The organism is Bacteroides cellulosilyticus (assembly GCF_020091405.1).
GTDB lineage: Bacteria > Bacteroidota > Bacteroidia > Bacteroidales > Bacteroidaceae > Bacteroides.
The window spans coordinates 75,977-94,504 of the sequence record NZ_CP081903.1 but is presented as its reverse complement, the minus strand read 5'-3'; the positions used below and the strand labels follow the sequence as shown (position 1 = coordinate 94,504).

9 protein-coding genes are annotated in these 18,528 nt (G+C 44.7%); all 9 read left to right on the top strand.

Annotated elements, in window-relative coordinates:
- The first annotated feature begins 94 nt into the window (after positions 1-94).
- Positions 95-3,436 (top strand): SusC/RagA family TonB-linked outer membrane protein, encoded by a 3,342-nt coding sequence (locus K6V21_RS00275; protein WP_408912635.1) that lies wholly within the window; start codon positions 95-97, stop codon positions 3,434-3,436.
- Positions 3,437-3,448: 12 nt separating this feature from the next.
- Positions 3,449-5,488 carry a RagB/SusD family nutrient uptake outer membrane protein gene (locus K6V21_RS00270; protein ID WP_224320494.1) on the top strand — a complete coding sequence of 680 codons (2,040 nt, stop codon included), beginning with the start codon at positions 3,449-3,451 and terminating at the stop codon, positions 5,486-5,488.
- Between the two features lie 145 nt (positions 5,489-5,633).
- A complete protein-coding gene (locus K6V21_RS00265; RefSeq protein ID WP_224320493.1) occupies positions 5,634-6,761 on the top strand; it encodes a glycoside hydrolase family 43 protein in 1,128 nt (375 codons plus the stop codon).
- Between the two features lie 133 nt (positions 6,762-6,894).
- Complete coding sequence (locus K6V21_RS00260) at positions 6,895-8,145, top strand: DUF2264 domain-containing protein (protein WP_224320492.1); 1,251 nt, start codon at positions 6,895-6,897, stop codon at positions 8,143-8,145.
- Positions 8,146-8,185: 40 nt separating this feature from the next.
- Positions 8,186-9,472 (top strand): BNR repeat-containing protein, encoded by a 1,287-nt coding sequence (locus tag K6V21_RS00255; protein WP_224320491.1) that lies wholly within the window; start codon positions 8,186-8,188, stop codon positions 9,470-9,472.
- A gap of 307 nt (positions 9,473-9,779) precedes the next feature.
- Positions 9,780-10,853: a glycoside hydrolase family 88 protein gene (locus K6V21_RS00250; protein ID WP_085959776.1), complete on the top strand. Its 1,074-nt coding sequence runs from the start codon at positions 9,780-9,782 to the stop codon at positions 10,851-10,853.
- Positions 10,854-11,087: 234 nt separating this feature from the next.
- Positions 11,088-12,980 (top strand): family 43 glycosylhydrolase, encoded by a 1,893-nt coding sequence (locus K6V21_RS00245; RefSeq protein ID WP_224322105.1) that lies wholly within the window; start codon positions 11,088-11,090, stop codon positions 12,978-12,980.
- A gap of 40 nt (positions 12,981-13,020) precedes the next feature.
- On the top strand, positions 13,021-15,942 hold the full coding sequence (locus tag K6V21_RS00240) for a glycoside hydrolase family 97 protein (protein ID WP_224320490.1): 2,922 nt from the start codon (positions 13,021-13,023) through the stop codon (positions 15,940-15,942).
- A gap of 45 nt (positions 15,943-15,987) precedes the next feature.
- The gene (locus K6V21_RS00235) at positions 15,988-18,507 is read left to right on the top strand and encodes an alpha-L-arabinofuranosidase C-terminal domain-containing protein (protein WP_007218902.1); all 2,520 of its coding nucleotides are present in this window, start codon (positions 15,988-15,990) and stop codon (positions 18,505-18,507) included.
- The last annotated feature ends 21 nt before the right edge of the window (positions 18,508-18,528 follow it).

Here is an 18,528-nt window from a genome sequence, read left to right as displayed (position 1 = left end):
CATACATTTGCCATGCAGTTCGGAAGCCAGGCATGCAGTTTCCGGATTGAAGATAGAGAACTTATATTATTTTTTTAATCTTAAAAATTATACGATGGAAAAACGAAAGATTTCCTCAAGAGCAGGGCTAAGCAAGGTGCTTTTTACCTTAATGGTTTGTCTGACTCTCATGATGAACGTCCCATATCTGGGCGCTCAAAATTCTCAAGTTACAGTAACGGGTAAAGTTGAGGACACGATGGGTTCTGTGATTGGTGCCAGTATTGTTGAGAAAGGTGTAGCTTCTAATGGTACAATTACCGATATTGATGGTAACTTCTCCATTAAAGTAAACCCGAATGCTACATTGGTAGTGAGTTTTATTGGTTATAAAACGGTGGAAATTCCTGTAAAAGGGCAAAGGAATGTGAAAGTAACACTACAGGAGGATAGTGAAATGCTGGATGAGGTTGTGGTTGTGGGTTATGGTCAAATGCGTAAAAAAGACCTGACCGGTTCTGTTATCCAGATTCGTCCAGATAAGTTGGCAAATGAGGCTCCCAAGACTGTGCAAGATGTATTGCGTGGTACACCGGGGTTGAATGTCGGTTACGATGCTTCTGCTAAGGGTGGTGGTTCTATGCAGATTCGTGGTCAGCGTTCTGTATATACGGATGGTGGACATAATGATCCGTTGATTATCCTTGATGGTATGCAGTTTTATGGTGAACTTTCTGAAATTAATCCGAATGATATTGGCCAGATTGATGTATTGAAAGACGCCTCTTCTGCTGCTGTTTATGGTGCTAAAGCTGCCAATGGCGTTATAATTATTACGACTAAAAAAGGTAAGTCAGGTAAGCCGACCATCAATTTTACTGCTACTCTTGGTATCAATACAAAGAGTGAATATCGTGATGTTTATGATGCCAACGGCTATATGAGATATCGTGAAGACTGGTATAAGAAAGATACTTATGCCACTGACCCTTTTACCGGTGTTTATGGAGCGTATGCAGCTGGACAATGGAAAAACAAGAAGGATGAGAACGGTAAAGATATAATAGGCTCTGATGGCAAGCCCGTACAAGAATATATATATAACCGTGCTGCCGGTTATTATGATAATCCTGCGAATTTGGGTCGGTATGGCATCTCTGTTGACCAATGGAGAGCGTTCACTTCAAATGAGAGTGGGGAATCGGATGCCAGTATTTATGCAAAGCGTTTGGGACTGGAAGATGGTGTTTTGGCTAACTATTTGGCCGGAAACACGTACGACTGGTACGATCGTACTTTCCGAACAGGCATCAATCAGGATTATACGGCAAGCATTTCCGGAGCCGGTGACCGGATGAATTATTATATGTCTATCGGTTATCTGAAGAATGAAGGAGCAGTGAGAGGCAATGATTACAATGCTATTCGTGCCAATTTGAAGGTGAATGGCAAAGTAACCGACTGGTTGGAAATAGGAACGAACGTTAATTTCCAGGATCGTAGTGACGGTGATATTTCTGTAAATCTTGGTACGGATTACTGGGATGCCAATATGTTGCGAAACAGTCCTTACTCCACTTATCGTAACGAAGATGGTAGCTATTGCCAATATCCGATGGGTTCCAATAAGAAATGGGGCTACAACTATGACTTTGAACGTCAGTATCTGGATCTGGAGAAGGGCTATACTGTGTTGAATACTATTTTCAATGCCAAAGTAAAATTGCCTTTTGGAATCACTTATGATTTCAATATAGCTCCTCGTTATCAATTTTTCTATGACCGCTACTTTATGTCAGCTGCCAAACCTGACTCTAATCCGGATAGCCAGGGCGTAAATCGTGAACAAAGTAAACGTTTTGATTGGTCTTTGAATAATACTATTACATGGGATTATACATTGGCTCAAAAGCATCACTTTATTCTTACTTTGGTGCAGGAAGCAGAAGAACGCCGTTTTTGGCAGGATAAGATTAACGCACGCAAGATATTACCCTCGGATGCCTTGGGATTTCATAATACCAGCAATGGTAGCAAGACGCTGAGTAGTTTTTCTTCAAATGATACGCACGAAACGGCTGCTGCTTATATGGCACGTCTGTTCTATTCTTACGATGATCGCTATATGATTACTGGTACGGTTCGTCGTGATGGTTATTGCGCTTTCGGTGCCAACAATCCGTGGGCTACCTTCCCTTCTATATCTGCTGCATGGAATTTTACCAATGAAAAGTTCTTTAATTGGGAGCCGATGAGTACCGGTAAATTGCGTGTCTCTTGGGGTAAGAACGGTAACCGTTCGTTGAAAGACCCTTATATTGCTCTTGCCAATCTGGGTGCCGGAGCAGGGGCTACAATGGGGTATTTGGTTGCTAATGGCGGTACAGTAGATGTTAAGTATTTGGGTATGGACCGTTTGTCTAATCCGAATCTGCAATGGGAGAAAACGGAAGCTTTAAATTTTGGTTTGGACTTCGGATTCCTGAATGATCGCATCACGGGTAGTGCTGAATATTATATTATGAAGACGCATGATATGATTATGGGACAACGTCTGCCGGGATTTACCGGATTTGGAAGCATTACTACCAATTTGGGTGAAGTGCAGAACAGAGGTTTCGAGCTTTCATTAAATACCCTGAATATTCAGAATCGGGATTTCGAATGGCGCTCTACTTTAAGCTTTTCCATCTATAAGAATGAAATCAAGCATCTTTATTATGAATACGAAGACGTGCTCAATGAAGCCGGAGAAGTGATTGGTCGTAAAGAGATGGACGACACAAGCAACGGTTGGTTTATCGGACAATCCATTGGTACTATCTGGGATTATGAGATGGATGGTATTTGGCAGGCTGATGAGGCTGCAGAAGCAGCTAAGGTAGGACAACGTCCGGGCGATCCGAAAGTAGTGAACCACTATACTGCTGACGATAAAGAAGACGGTACGCCGGTTTACAATGAGAAGGACAAAGTGTTCCTGGGTAAGAAAAATCCGCCTATCCATTGGTCGTTCCGTAATGAGTTCACTCTCTGGAAGGATCTCAATATTTCTTTCAGCATGTATTCCTATATGGGACATAAGAGTCTGGAAGGTTATTATCTGAATCAGGATAATGGCGGTTCATTGATTACTTATAACAGCAATACTTTCAAGAAGAGATACTGGACACCTGAAAGTCCGACTAATGAGTATGCGCGTCTCGATGCCTATGGTCCGAATGGCGCTAAGGGTGTACAGAAGTTGCACAATCGTTCCTTCATTCGTCTGGACAATATTTCTGTGGCTTACACCTTGCCGCAAGCGTGGACGAAGAAGATACAGCTGGAACGTGTAAAACTCTTTGGTACTGTTCGTAACGTAGCGACCTGGGCGGCAGACTGGGAATATGCAGACCCGGAAACCGGTGGCTTGGCTACCCGTACTTTTACATTCGGATTAAACTTAACTCTTTAAACTGTTGAAACAATGAATAATTATATTAAGAATAAGCTCTCTAAGGGTGTATTGCTCCTTACAGGAATAGCAGTATTCAGTGCATGCACTGACAACTTTTTGAAACCGGATCCTCTGTCGTTCTATGAACCTGAGACTACTTTTGCCACTGAATCTGGTCTGGAAGCTGTATTGGCTATGGCTGACCGTCATCTCCGCACTTGGGCATTCCACTATAGCAGTGGTGATTGTAATATCAGCATACCTCTTGGTACGGAATATCTATTTTCAGAACTTTCTCTGTATGGTAAAACTGATGGTACAGGTGGTGTGTATGGTAATTTTGCCAATCAGTTGCAACCTACCAGTGGTTTGAACAACGGTGATGACAACCGAATCATGTACTTCTGGAACGAAGGTTTCACAGGTATCAAGCATGCCAACACTATATTGTCCTTTATAGACAAAGTGACTGCATTGAGTGAGGAAACAAAAAATGCCTATAAAGGGCGTGCTTATTTCCATCGTGCTTACCGTTATTTGAACCTGGTGATGCAGTTTGGTGATATTCCTTTGGTAACAAAGACGCTGGAAGTGCCCAAACGAAACTATCGGTCTACCAAGAAAGAAGAAATCCTGGATATGATTACTCAGGATATGGAGAAAGCTGTGGAATGGGTGCCTGTGCAGAATGATACCCGTTACATTGGTATGGTGAATAAAGAAGCATGTCGTCAATTGCTTATCAAATGTTATTTGGCAACGGGCCAGTTTGAAAAGGCTGAGAAGCAAGCGGATATTTTGATTGATCAGTCGGGATTATCACTGATGACGGAAAGTTTTGGTAATGCGAATGATGGCGGTGAAACGCAGACATGGAAGATTACCCGTAACGTGATCTGGGACTTGCATCGTCCTGAAAACAAGATGATCGCTGCGAATAAAGAAGTTATTATGGGAATGCCTAACTGTACGGATGAGTCATTTGTGAACTTCTTATCTATGCGTATTTTTGGTCCTTTCTGGAGTGACGGTAACCTGAAGACACCTGATAGTAAAACAGCCGGTGAACGTTATGCACGTAATAATGGCAAGTATGAAGCTACTACTGACTTTACACGTGCTTTTGGCCGTGGTATTGCTACTGTTCGTGCTACTCATTTTGCTCAACATGGACTTTGGGTAGTGAATGGTGTGGAAGATAAGGAAGACCTTCGCCATAACTCAAAAGTAGGAAACTGGGTAAATATGGAGGACTTGACTTACAATAATAAGGATTCTAAATATTATGGTCAGAACTTTATGCTCTATTCACCTGAAGATGTTTGGGGGGTAGATAAAGATGGTAAACCTGTTATCACAACTCCTAAGGGAGCTTTACTCTGTAATGATACAATTCGTGATTGGTTTGATTTCCCTCACTATAAGATCTATTTGGAAGATGTGCGCAATGAGGCTAATATGGGAGCCAATGACTTTCAAGGTGCAGCTGGTTCCGGTGCTAATGCAAACTGGTATCTGTATCGTTTGGCAGAAACTTATCTGCTGCGTGCTGAAGCTAAATATTATCAGGGTAAGGATGCCACATCAGATGTAAATGAAGTACGTAAACGTGCTAAATGTTCACAACTTTATGCAGCTGGAACCGTGACTATTGGTGATATCATGAACGAACGCGCTCGTGAACTTTATCTGGAAGAATGGCGCAATGTAGAGTTGACCCGCGTATCTCTTTGTCTGGCATTGAGCGGCAAACCTGATGAATGGGGAAATATTTATAGTAAAGACAATTGGGATAAACAGCAAGGTACGGATAATGTTGGCGGAAGCTACTGGTATCAACGTATCATTCATTATTCTTTGTATAATAAGGGTGACATCGTTTCCAATGGCAAGACTCTGAATTATTATATGGATAAGCGTAACCTTTTCTGGCCGGTTCCGAATAGTGCTATTACTGCGAATAATAAAGGGCAGCTTGCTCAAAATTACGGTTACGATGGATATGATGCTAGTGTACCGATGTGGGAAACTTGGGAAGAAGCTGTTGCTGATGAGGATAAGAGTGAATAATCAGGTTGGAGGATTTCTATAGGTTTAGTTCTTAAATAAAGAGGTTGGGTCAAAAGTACTGTGCTTGTAGAGGCGAATCGTCATTCGTTCGGAATACACAAAGTGATTTTGACACAACCTCTTTTCTTTTTAAAGATATGAAGATATGAGTAAATATTTGAATATAACAGGATGTTTCTTATTCCTTTCTTTTTTCTTTCAAACCATTCTTTTCGCGCAAAACACTTCGATTGGTACGAAAGATATAGTTTCCGGTGAAGTCTGGAAAGATACAGACGGTAATGTTATTAACGCCCATGGCGGCGGTATCCTCTTCAACAATGGAAAATACTACTGGTTTGGAGAGCACCGGCCTTCTTCCGGTTTTACGACGCAGGTGGGAGTGACATGTTATTCGTCAGCCGATTTGCGTAACTGGAAGTACGAAGGTGTAGCTTTGGCTGTATCTGACGAAACAGGAAGTGATATAGAGAAAGGATGTATCATAGAACGTCCTAAAGTTATTTATAATCAGAAAACAGGAAAATACGTAATGTGGTTCCATTTGGAACTTAAAGGAAGAGGATATGGCCCTTCCCGTGCCGGAGTTGCGGTAAGCGATACCCCGGCGGGACCTTATCGGTTTATTCGCTCGGGGCGTGTGAATCCAGGCGTCTATCCGCTGAATATGACACGGGAGGAGCAGAAGCTTACCTGGAATCCGAAAGATTATGAATGGTGGACTCCGGAGTGGCGTGAGGCTGTCAATAAGGGAATGTTTGTGAAACGTGACCTGGAAGGTGACGGGCAGATGTCCCGCGATATGACCTTGTTTGTGGACGATGACGGCACAGCCTACCATATTTATTCCTCAGAAGAGAACCTGACGCTCCACATAGCAGAATTGTCTGATGATTATCTGAGCCATACCGGAAAGTACATTCGTATATTTCCCGGCGGACATAATGAAGCGCCGGCTATATTTAAGAAGGATGGAACTTATTGGATGATAGCTTCCGGATGCACAGGATGGGAACCGAACGAAGCCCGCCTGATGACTGCTTCTTCAATTCTGGGGGAATGGTCGCAATTACCCAATCCTTGTGTAGGTAAAGATGCGAAAATTACTTTTGGAGGACAAAGTACCTACATACTGCCACTAAAGGATGGTGGATACATGTTTATGGCAGATGCGTGGCGTCCGAAAAGCCTGTCGGATTCGAGGTATATTTGGTTGCCTGTTCGTTTTAATGAAAAAGGAATTCCATTTATAGAGTGGGTTGATAAGTGGTGAGTGTGGAGTGAAAATCTGCCATTTATCTATAGAATGGTCGATTATGCACCCTTTTTGAAATAATTTTAGTAGTTCGGTTTGTCTGAAAACAGATATATTTGCAGCGATGAAAAACAACTTATAATTGAATATCATGAAAACGTGGAAATATTTGTGGCTACTATTGATTGTAGCCTTGCTGGTTCCCATCAATGTTTCGGCAAAAAAGAAAACGGAAAAAGTAAAGTCTGATCGTGAACTTTGGACAGGAATTCTGTACCAGATGGCAGCGCCTGTACTCAGCAATATGAGCGAAGGCAAGTTGCAGGAAAATATGCTGGTAGAGTTGAGCCCTACATGGGACGGTCGTGATAAACGGGTGACTTATATGGAATGCTTCGGACGGTTGATGGCCGGACTGGCTCCGTGGCTGTCACTGCCCGATGATGATACGGCGGAAGGAAAACAACGCAAACAATTGCGTGAATGGGCATTAAAGAGCTATGCTCAATCCGTAGATCCGGAAAGTAAAGATTATCTGTTGTGGCGGAAAGAGGGACAACCCCTGGTGGATGCCGCTTATATAGCTGAAAGCTTTTTGCGTGGATATGACGCTTTGTGGGTTCCATTGGATGATTTGACAAAACAACGTTATATAGCTGAATTCCAGCAACTGCGTCGGGTAGATCCCCCCTATACGAATTGGTTATTATTCTCTTCAACTGTTGAGTGCTTCCTGAAAAAGGCGGGTGCCCAGACGGATTATTACCGTATCACTTCAGCTTTGCGTAAAGTCGATGAATGGTATGTGGGAGATGGCTGGTACAGTGACGGAGAGGATTTCGCCTTCGATTATTACAATAGTTTTGTGATTCATCCCATGTATGTGGAATGCCTTGAAGTGATGACAAATGGCGGAAAGCAGAATATCTGGAATGTAAAAGGTGGAAACTTCCCGAAAGCCTTGAAGCGTATGCAGCGTTTCGGCATGATATTGGAACGTTTTGTTTCTCCCGAAGGTACTTTCCCGGTCTTTGGCCGTTCGATTACTTACCGTACCGGTGTACTGCAACCGCTTGCCTTGCTGTCATTGCGTGGCTGGTTGCCAAAGGAATTGCCTGCCGGACAGGTGCGTGCGGCGATGACCGCCGTTATTCAGCGTATGTTCGGTGATAATCACAACTTCAATGCGGAAGGCTATCTGACATTGGGGTTCAACGGTTCTCAACCTAATATATCGGATTGGTATACCAATAATGGCAGCCTATATTTGGCCTCACTTGCCTTCCTGCCGTTAGGATTGCCCGCTGACGCTCCTTTCTGGACGGATGCACCGCAACCGTGGACATCAAAGAAAGCATGGGGCGGAGAAGATTTTCCGAAAGATCACGCTTATCATGACTAAAACGGTAAGCTGCCTATTTTTCCTCTTAAATAAGGATATCATGAACAGATACATTCTCCTTTTCTTTCTAATTCTCTCAACGACTTTCACACTCCGGGCACAGCAGGCCCGGCTTGTGGAAGTGGGACAGGGATATAGCCAAACGTCAGTCAACACAACTGTATTCCGCAACAACTCCCTTGTAACACAAGGGGATGAGCAATATATCTGTTATTATGATGCGGATGGTTATCTGGTGCTGGGTAAGCGGAAACTGAATTCCGACCGGTGGACGCTGAACCGGACACAATACAAAGGAAACGTAAAAGACGCCCATAATATTATAAGTATGATGCTGGACGGGGATGGTTATCTGCATCTCTCGTTCGATCATCACGGACATAAGTTGAACTATTGCCGCAGCACGGCTCCGTATACACTGGAACTCGGAGATAAGGAACCTATGACGGGTGTAGATGAAGGAAATGTCACTTACCCGGAGTTCTATCCGCTGAAAGGGGGCGATTTACTTTTCGTCTACCGTTCCGGTTCTTCCGGCCGGGGCAATCTGGTGATGAACCGCTATTCCGTGAAAGAGAAGAAATGGAGCCGGGTGCAGGATGTCCTGATTGACGGTGAAGATAAGAGGAATGCTTACTGGCAACTCTATGTGGATGAGCAAGGCACTATCCACCTATCCTGGGTGTGGCGTGAAACGTGGCATGTGGAGACGAACCATGATCTTTGTTATGCCCGTTCCTTTGACAATGGCGTGACATGGTATAAGGCGAATGGCAAGAAGTATGAGTTGCCTATCCGCTATAACAATGCGGAATATGCCTGCCGCATTCCGCAAAATTCTGAATTGATCAATCAGACCAGTATGAGTGCCGATGCGGGCGGCAATCCTTATATCGCGACTTACTGGCGTGATCCCGACAGTGAAATCCCCCAATACCGTATTGTATGGCATGACGGTGCCATGTGGCGTAACCGCCAGGTTTCGGATCGCCGGACGCCCTTTTCGTTGAAAGGGGGCGGCACCAAGATGATTCCCATTGCCCGTCCGCGTATCGTGGTAGATGGTGGTGAAATCTTCTACATCTTCCGCGACGAAGAACGGGGAAGCCGGGTGTCAATAGCGCATGCGTCAGCAGTCGGGACGGGTGAATGGACTTTTACTGATTTGACGGATTTTCCGGTAGATGCCTGGGAACCGTCGCATGATACGGAACTTTGGAAGCAAAAACGCCGTCTTCATCTCTTTGTGCAACATACCAAGCAAGGGGATGGAGAACGTATGGTGGACTTTGCTCCTCAGCCGGTGTATGTGCTGGAAGTGAGATGACAGTGAGTTAAATCGGAGTTCATGTAGGATGTTCTGATTCTCAACGAAGGGCGAATTCCGTTTCTATATGAGGAGATTACAGTTCCCCTATAGGGAAACAATAGTTCCCATTAGAGGAAACTTGCGTTCCCATTAGAGGAAACTGACGTTTCTATTAGGGGGAACGGGCGTTTCTATTAGGGGAAACGGGAAGCATCTCTAATGATATGAATATGAATAAGGTAAATAGATTAATTAAATGAATAAGCATATTAGTATGAAAAAGTATTTCGGAAACATTCTGGTCCTGGCTTTTTGTCTGAACGGAATGTCGGCTTGTGCTTCCCCTAAGGATGAAGCCAAAGAGATTGTGGATATTATTTATAAAGTGAACAACTATTGGCAAACCCAGAATCCAGAGCACGGACGCTCTTTCTGGGACAATGCAGCTTATCATAGTGGTAATATGGAAGCATTCTTCCTGACTGGTGACTCCGATTTCATGAACTACTCCAAGGCTTGGGCTGAACATAATCAGTGGAAGGGTGCTAAGTCGGATAATAAAGCCGAATGGAAATACAGCTATGGCGAGAGTGATGACTATGTGCTTTTTGGTGATTACCAGATTTGCTTTCAGACGTATGCCGATTTATATAATATAGAACCGGATACTCAAAAAATAGCTCGTGCCCGCGAAGTAATGGAATATCAGATGAGTACAGATAAGAATGATTATTGGTGGTGGGCTGACGGTCTTTACATGGTGATGCCTGTGATGACTAAACTATATAAGATTACCGGCAATCCGCTTTACCTGGAGAAACTGCATGAGTACTGGGCATTTGCCGACAGTCTGATGTACGATCCGGAAGATGCGCTTTATTATCGTGACGGAAAATATATCTATCCTAAACATAAAAGTGTGAATGGTAAGAAAGATTTCTGGGCTCGTGGAGATGGATGGGTTTTAGCTGCCTTGGTTAAAGTCCTGAAAGATTTGCCTGAAACGGATAAATATCGTCAGGAATATATAGACCGTTACCGTGCGATGGCAAAAGCTGTGGCTGCCTGTCAGCAACCGGAAGGATACTGGACACGGAGTCTGCTTGATCCGGAGCATGCTCCCGGACCGGAAACCAGTGGCACTGCTTTCTTTACTTATGGTCTGTTGTGGGGAATGAATAACGGCTTTTTGGATAAGGCTACTTATCAGCCTGTAATAGAAAAAGCCTGGAAGTATCTGACGACTGTTGCTTTGCAACCGGATGGACGCATCGGCTATGTGCAACCCATCGGCGAGAAGGCCATTCCGGGACAAGTGGTAGATGCCAATTCAACAGCTAACTTTGGAGTAGGTGCTTTCTTACTGGCGGCTTGCGAAATGGTACGATTCCTGAATTGATTATTCTATTTTTTCCAGAAGATACAAAATGGAGTTTGTCGGCATTGGCAAGCTCCATTTTGGTTTAATAACCTGGGTAAAACTTTGTTTTTTAATGAAATGACACAAAATTATTCCCTTTTTGCATGATTCGTGGTAGTATATCTCTTATTTTATGTGTATTTTTGACACCCAATAACTAACGTGAATTTTATGAGGAATACTATGAAACAATTTGCAATTGCAATTAGCTTGATGTTGGCAATAACATTGCCTTCATTCTCTCAGCAACAACATCCTATCGTTGAAAAAGATTATGTGGCTTATTTGTTCACCTACTTTACAGGTAACCACATCAGTGAAGAAGCCGTATGTTATGCCGTAAGTATGGACGGATATACATATTGGGCACTGAATGACGGCAAGCCCGTTCTTGATTCGAAAGTAATCAGTTCGACCGGTGGTGTGCGCGACCCGCATATCCTGAGAAGCCAGGACGGGCATACCTTTTATATGGTGGTGACAGATATGGTATCTGACAATGGTTGGGATTCGAACCGTGCAATGGTGCTGCTGAAGTCCAATGACCTTGTAAACTGGACGCATTCCATCATTAATATGCAGAAACGTTATAAAGGACAGGAAAAGCTGAAGCGTGTTTGGGCACCGCAGACGGTTTTTGATCCTGAAGCCGGAAAATATATGGTGTACTGGTCTATGCAGTATGCCGGTGGAGCCGATATCATCTACTATGCATATGCCAATGACGACTTCACAGATCTGATCGGTGAACCGAAGCCCCTCTTCATTCCGGAGAATAAGAAATCATGTATCGACGGGGATATTGTCTATAAAGACGGCGTTTTCCACCTGTTCTATAAGACAGAGGGACATGGAAACGGCATTAAAGTGGCAACCACCCGTTCGCTGACTTCCGGCCAGTGGAAAGAAGAACCGGATTACAAGCAGCAAACAAAAGATGCTGTAGAAGGCGCCGGCACATTTAAACTGATAAACCAGGATAAGTATATATTAATGTATGATGTATACATGAAAGGCAAATATCAGTTTACGGAAACTACCGACCTGAAGAACTTCAAAGTGATAGACAGTGAAGTGAAGATGAATTTCCATCCCCGCCACGGAACGATTATTCCTATCACGCGCGATGAATTGATCCGTATCACAGATAAATGGGGCAGGCCTGCCGAATTGGGTGCAATACCGAACAACCCTGTATTGCCCGGATTTCATGCCGATCCTGAAATCTTATACTCAAACAAGACAAAGAAATATTATATCTATTCCACAACCGACGGACAACCCGGCTGGGGCGGATGGTACTTCACTGTTTTTTCTTCAACCGATCTGAAGAACTGGAACTATGAAGGCGTTATGCTGGATTTGAAATCCGAACAGGTACCTTGGGCGAATGGAAATGCCTGGGCACCGTGTATTGAGGAAAAACTCATCAAGGGAGAATACAAGTACTTCTTTTATTATAGCGGCAATCCTGCCAAAGGCGGAGGAAAGCAAATCGGCGTAGCAATGGCCGACTCACCTACCGGACCGTTTACCGATCTGGGACAACCCATCATTACAGACTCCCCTGTAGGACACGGACAGCAGATAGACGTGGATGTCTTCACCGACCCTGTATCCGGTAAAACCTATCTGTATTGGGGTAATGGCTACATGGCCGGTGCCGAACTGAATAAAGATATGATTTCCATCAAGAAGAAAACACTTACGGTAATGACTCCCGAAGGAGGAACCTTGCAGGATTATGCATTCCGCGAAGCTCCTTATGTATTTTACCGTAACGGACTTTATTATTTTATGTGGTCGGTAGATGACACCGGTTCACCCAACTATCATGTGGCTTACGGTACATCTAAATCGCCGCTGGGACCTATCGAGGTGGCTAAAGATCCGATTGTACTGATTCAGAATCCGGAAAAACAAATCTACGGTCCTGCACATAATGCAGTGTTACAAATTCCGGGTACGGATGAGTGGTATATCGTTTACCATCGTATTAATAAGAACTTCCTGAAAGATGGTCCGGGCGTGCACCGCGAGGTGTGCATTGATCGCATGGAATTCAATGCGGACGGAACCATTAAGCCGGTAGTGCCAACCCTTTAATTATATGACTATTAAAATACCAGAGAAACATTATTTGATCATGAGAAACAAACTGAAGGGATTAGTTTTTTTATGTATGGCGGTAGTCTTGCCGCTGACAGCACAGAATGTAACCGTCAGCGGGCCTGACGGTAAATTACAACTAACAGTTTCGTGCCCGGAAGGGAAGGAAGCATCGTATTCTCTCACCTATAGCGGGAAACAGATGTTGGAATCATCTCCGTTGGGTCTGGAGACCAATGTGGGAGACTTCGCGAAAGCAATGAAACTGACTGGGTATAAAGAAAGGAAAATTGATACCGTTTACATGCAATCGCGTATCAAAGCTTCTAAGATACACTATCAGGCCAATGAATTGGTATGTGCTTTTGTCAATGCAAAAGGGCAGAAGATGGACGTAATATTCCGTGTGAGCAATAATGATGTTGCTTTCCGCTATACGTTGCCCCGCCAGGGCGAGCGGGGAAGCCTTGTTGTGAACAGCGAAGCGACCGGCTTCCGTTTTCCTAAACAGACTACTACCTTCATATGTCCGCAAAGTGACGCCATGATAGGCTGGAAGCGGACAAAACCGAGTTATGAAGAAGAATATAAGGCGGATGCCCCGATGGATGTCCGTTCACAATACGGACATGGATATACTTTCCCCTGCCTGTTCCGCGTAGGAGATAATGGCTGGGTACTTGTCAGCGAGACAGGAGTAGACAGCCGCTATTGCGGTTCGCGCCTGAGCGATGTAACAGAAGGAAATCTGTATACGGTAGCTTTCCCGATGGCTGAAGAGAATAATGGTAACGGAACAGTTGCCCCCGCTTTCGCTTTACCGGGTTCTACCCCTTGGCGTACGATTACGGTAGGTGAGACATTGAAGCCTATTGTAGAAACCACTGTTATCTGGGATGTAGTGGAACCGTTGTATGAGACGGAACATGATTATCAGATGGGACGTGGAACCTGGAGCTGGATACTCTGGCAGGACGGCAGTATCAACTATGATGACCAGGTGCGTTATGTTGATCTGGCTGCTGCAATGGGTTATGAATATGTGTTGATTGACAACTGGTGGGATACGAAAATCGGCCATAAGCGTATGGAATCCCTCATTGACTATGCACAAGGTAAGGGTGTGGATGTATTCCTGTGGTACAGTTCAAGCGGCTACTGGAATGATATCGAGCAAGGGCCTGTCAATATGATGGATGATCCGATTATCCGCAAGCGTGAAATGAAATGGCTTCAGGAACAGGGTGTGAAAGGTATCAAAGTCGATTTCTTCGGTGGAGACAAACAGGAAACCATGCGTTTGTATGAAGGTATTCTGAGTGATGCTGACGATCACGGTCTGATGGTAATCTTCCACGGCTGTACAGTGCCTCGCGGATGGGAGCGGATGTATCCCAACTATGTAGGCAGCGAAGCGGTACTGGCTTCCGAGAATCTGATTTTCAACCAACATTTCTGTGATGAAGAAGCTTTCAATGCCTGCCTGCATCCTTTTATCCGTAATGCGGTGGGCAGCATGGAATTTGGCGGTACTTTCCTGAACAAGCGTTTGAACCGGGGGAACAATGGTGGAACTACCCGTCGCACGACGGATGTATTCCAGTTGTCAACAGCTGTGTTGTTCCAGAATCCTATTCAGAATTATGCTTTGGCACCCAACAACCTGACGGATGCCCCGCAAGTTTGCCTGGACTTTATGAAACAGGTGCCTACTACGTGGGATGAAACACGTTTTATTGATGGTTATCCCGGAAAATATGCAGTTGTTGCACGTCGTCACGGCAAACAATGGTATGTAGCTGCCGTTAACGGTACAAAAGAAGTACTGAAGTTGAAACTCGAATTACCTATGCTTGCAGGAGAGACTCTCTCATTCTATAATGATGATAAAGAACTGCAACCCCAGTTGCAAACTCTGAAACTGAAAGCTGACGGCAAACTCCAACTGACCCTCCAACCGCAAGGTGGCGCCGTACTGGTTCAGGACTGGAAAACGAATGAAAAGGAAATGGGAGCCTATCTGTTTACCTATTTCAAAGACGATACACATAGTTTATATTTCGCAGTCAGCGATGACGGATATACATTTACGGATGTAAATAACGGTCAGCCCATTATCGCCGGTGATACGATTGCCGAACAGAAAGGTATCCGTGACCCGCATATCTATCGTGCACCGGACGGTACTTTCTACATTGCCATGACCGACCTGCACATCTTTGCCCAGCAGAAAGGTCTGCGCAACACCGAGTGGGAGCGTGACGGAGCCAAATACGGCTGGGGTAACAACCGTGGTTTTGTCCTGATGAAATCAAAAGACCTTGTAAACTGGACACACCATGTGGTCCGTATTGACAAGACTTTCCCCGGATATGATGAGATCGGTTGTGCCTGGGCACCTGAACTGGTCTACGATGAACATGCAGGCAGAATAATGATCTACTTCACCATGCGCATGGGCAATGCACGGAATATGCTGTACTATGCTTATGTAAACGAAGATTTTGACGGTCTGGAAACAGAACCCCGGCTATTGTTCCAATATCCCGATGCTACCAAATCAGCTATTGATGCCGACATCACGAAAGTAGGTGATAAATATCACATGTTTTACGTTGCTCACGACGGAACACCGGGCATCAAACAAGCTGTATCGAAGTATATCAACCGTGGATATGCTTACCTGCCGGAATGGGTAGATCCGGAACCGAAAGCCTGCGAAGCTCCTAACATGTGGAAGCGCATCGGCGAAGACAAATGGGTGGTAATGTATGACATCTATGGTATCAATCCTCATAATTTCGGTTTCAGTGAAACCACTGACTTTGTGAACTTCAAAGATCTGGGACACTTCAATGAAGGTGTGATGAAGGCGACTAACTTCTCTTCACCGAAACATGGAGCAGTAATCCACATCACTAAGAAAGAGGCTGAGAAGCTGAGAAAGTACTGGAAATAGGTCGATACAAATGTATTGAAAACAAATAACCCGATAAATAATACCATGAACAGATTGATTAGATTTTTAAGTGTATGTTTACTTCTGTCCTTTGTCTTCCCTGTGCAGGCAAAGGTGGAGGGCGTGACGAATGAACCGAATCAGGTGTACCTCTTTTCCTATTCGAACCGTGACGGACGCAGCGGCCTGAAGTTTGCCTGGAGTCCCGACGGAGAGAAGTGGTTTAGCGTGGCTGATGGATTTGCCTATGTGAATTCCGACTTCGGTCCGTGGGGACGGGCAAAGACTATGTTCAAGCCCCATTTGATGCAAACCCGTGCTGATGGCAAATGGCATTGCATCTGGGAAGCTACGAATACCGGTAAGGCACTTGCCTATGTAACCTCTCCCGACTTGCAGAAGTGGGAAGCACAGAGTTATTTCTCTCCCGAAGAACGTAGCAAGTATGAACCCAAAGATGTGTATCCCACCACTCAGAAGAAGGTATTGGTGAATGGTTCCGAAGAAGAAGGCTGGGTACAGGAAGTTCCCTATACTACCGTGCAGCAGATCATCCGCTATGCCGAACATAAGAAATACCGCCAGTCACTGAATGCCGAGCGTACCGAGCAAGACCCTGTACGTTTTGCCAACCTCAAGCCTGTAGAGGCTACTATTCAGGTGAATGCAGGTCAGGCGAAAGAAATCAGCAAGCATCTGATTGGTATTTTCTTTGAGGATATCAACTATGGAGCAGACGGTGGCTTGTATGCCGAACTGGTTCAGAACCGTGACTTTGAGTATACCCCGACCGACCGTGGTAACGATCAGAACTGGAATAGTACTCACTCCTGGAGTGTTCAGGGCAGTGATGCTACATTGAGCATTGCAACGGAAAATCCTATTCATCCTAATAACTCCCATTATGCTGTTTTCGATGTGAATGCAGCTGAACAAACAGCATTGGTGAATGCCGGTTTCGATGGCATAGCCCTGAAGAAAGGTGAGAAATATGATTTCTCACTCTTTGGTAAAGTGCTTGAGGGGAAAGGAGGCAAGGTACTTGTGAACTTGGTTGATAAAGATGGAACAATTATAGCACAAACTGCCGTAAATGTAACATCTAAAGATTGGAAACAACAGAAAGCAGTCTTGACAGCCACAAGCGATGCGGCGGCGGCATCTCTGTCCATTGTTCCCCAGGCTGTCAGCAAGTATGCGCTGGATATGATTTCCCTCTTTCCGCAAAAGACCTTCAAAGGTCGTAAGAACGGACTCCGCGCTGATCTGGCACAAACGCTTGCCGATTTGCATCCCCGTTTCGTACGTTTCCCCGGTGGTTGTGTGGCTCATGGCGATGGAATAGATAATATTTATGATTGGAAAGGTTCTATCGGTCCGTTGGAAGCCCGCAAGCCGCTCCGCAATCTTTGGGGATACCATCAGACACGCGGTCTGGGATACCACGAATACTTCTTGTTCTGTGAAGATATGGGTGCGGAACCCGTACCTGTGCTTGCAGCCGGTGTACCTTGTCAGAACTCTGGTACCTGCGCCCACCATTCCAAGGATGAACTGACTTGCATGGGACAGCAGGGTGGCGTTCCGATGGAAGAAATGGATCAGTACATCCAAGATGTTCTCGACCTGATAGAATATGCCAACGGAGATGCCCGCAAAACCGTGTGGGGTAAGAAGCGTGCGGAAGCCGGACATCCGAAACCGTTCAATCTGAAGTTCATCGGTATCGGTAATGAGGACATGATTACACCTGTCTTCGTGGAACGCTTTAAGATGATATTTGATGCAGTGAAAGCAAAACATCCTGAAGTTACCGTGATTGGTACTACCGGTCCGTTCTACGAAGGTACGGATTATGAAGTAGGTTGGGATCTTGCTACCGAACTGGGTGTACCGATGGTAGACGAGCACTATTACGTAGAACCGGGTTGGATGATTCACAATCAGGAATATTACGATCATTACGACCGTAGCAAAGCGAAAGTCTATTTAGGCGAATACGCCGCCCACCTGCCGGGACGCCCCAATAATGTAGAAACTGCGCTTGCCGAAGCTCTCTATCTAACTGCCGTAGAACGTAACGGTGACGTGGTAGAAATGACTTCCTATGCTCCGTTGTTGGCTAAAGATGGTCATACACAATGGAATCCGGACTTGATCTATTTCAATAATACGGAAGTAAGACCCACAGTAGGCTACTATACCCAACAAATGTATGGTCAGAACGCCGGTACCGAATACCTGTCTTCTACGGTAAAACTGAATAATGGTTGGGATGCCGTGAAGAAACGTGTCGGAGTATCAGTTGTGAAAGACGCTAATACCGGAGATTATATCGTGAAGTTAGTGAATATGCTTCCGGTGGAAGTTTCTTCCCAGGTGAAGTTGGACGGAGTTACTTTGGTAAATCCTTCGGCTACAAAAACGATATTGACAGGTGATCCGAAAGACAGAGGAGCTAAACCCGCTTCTTCTGATTTCAAGGTAGAAGGAAATGACTTTTCTTACTCAATGCCGGCTTATTCGTTTACAGTGATACGTATTCATCAAGTCGTTGGTAAATGATAATTAAAAATATTCTTATTA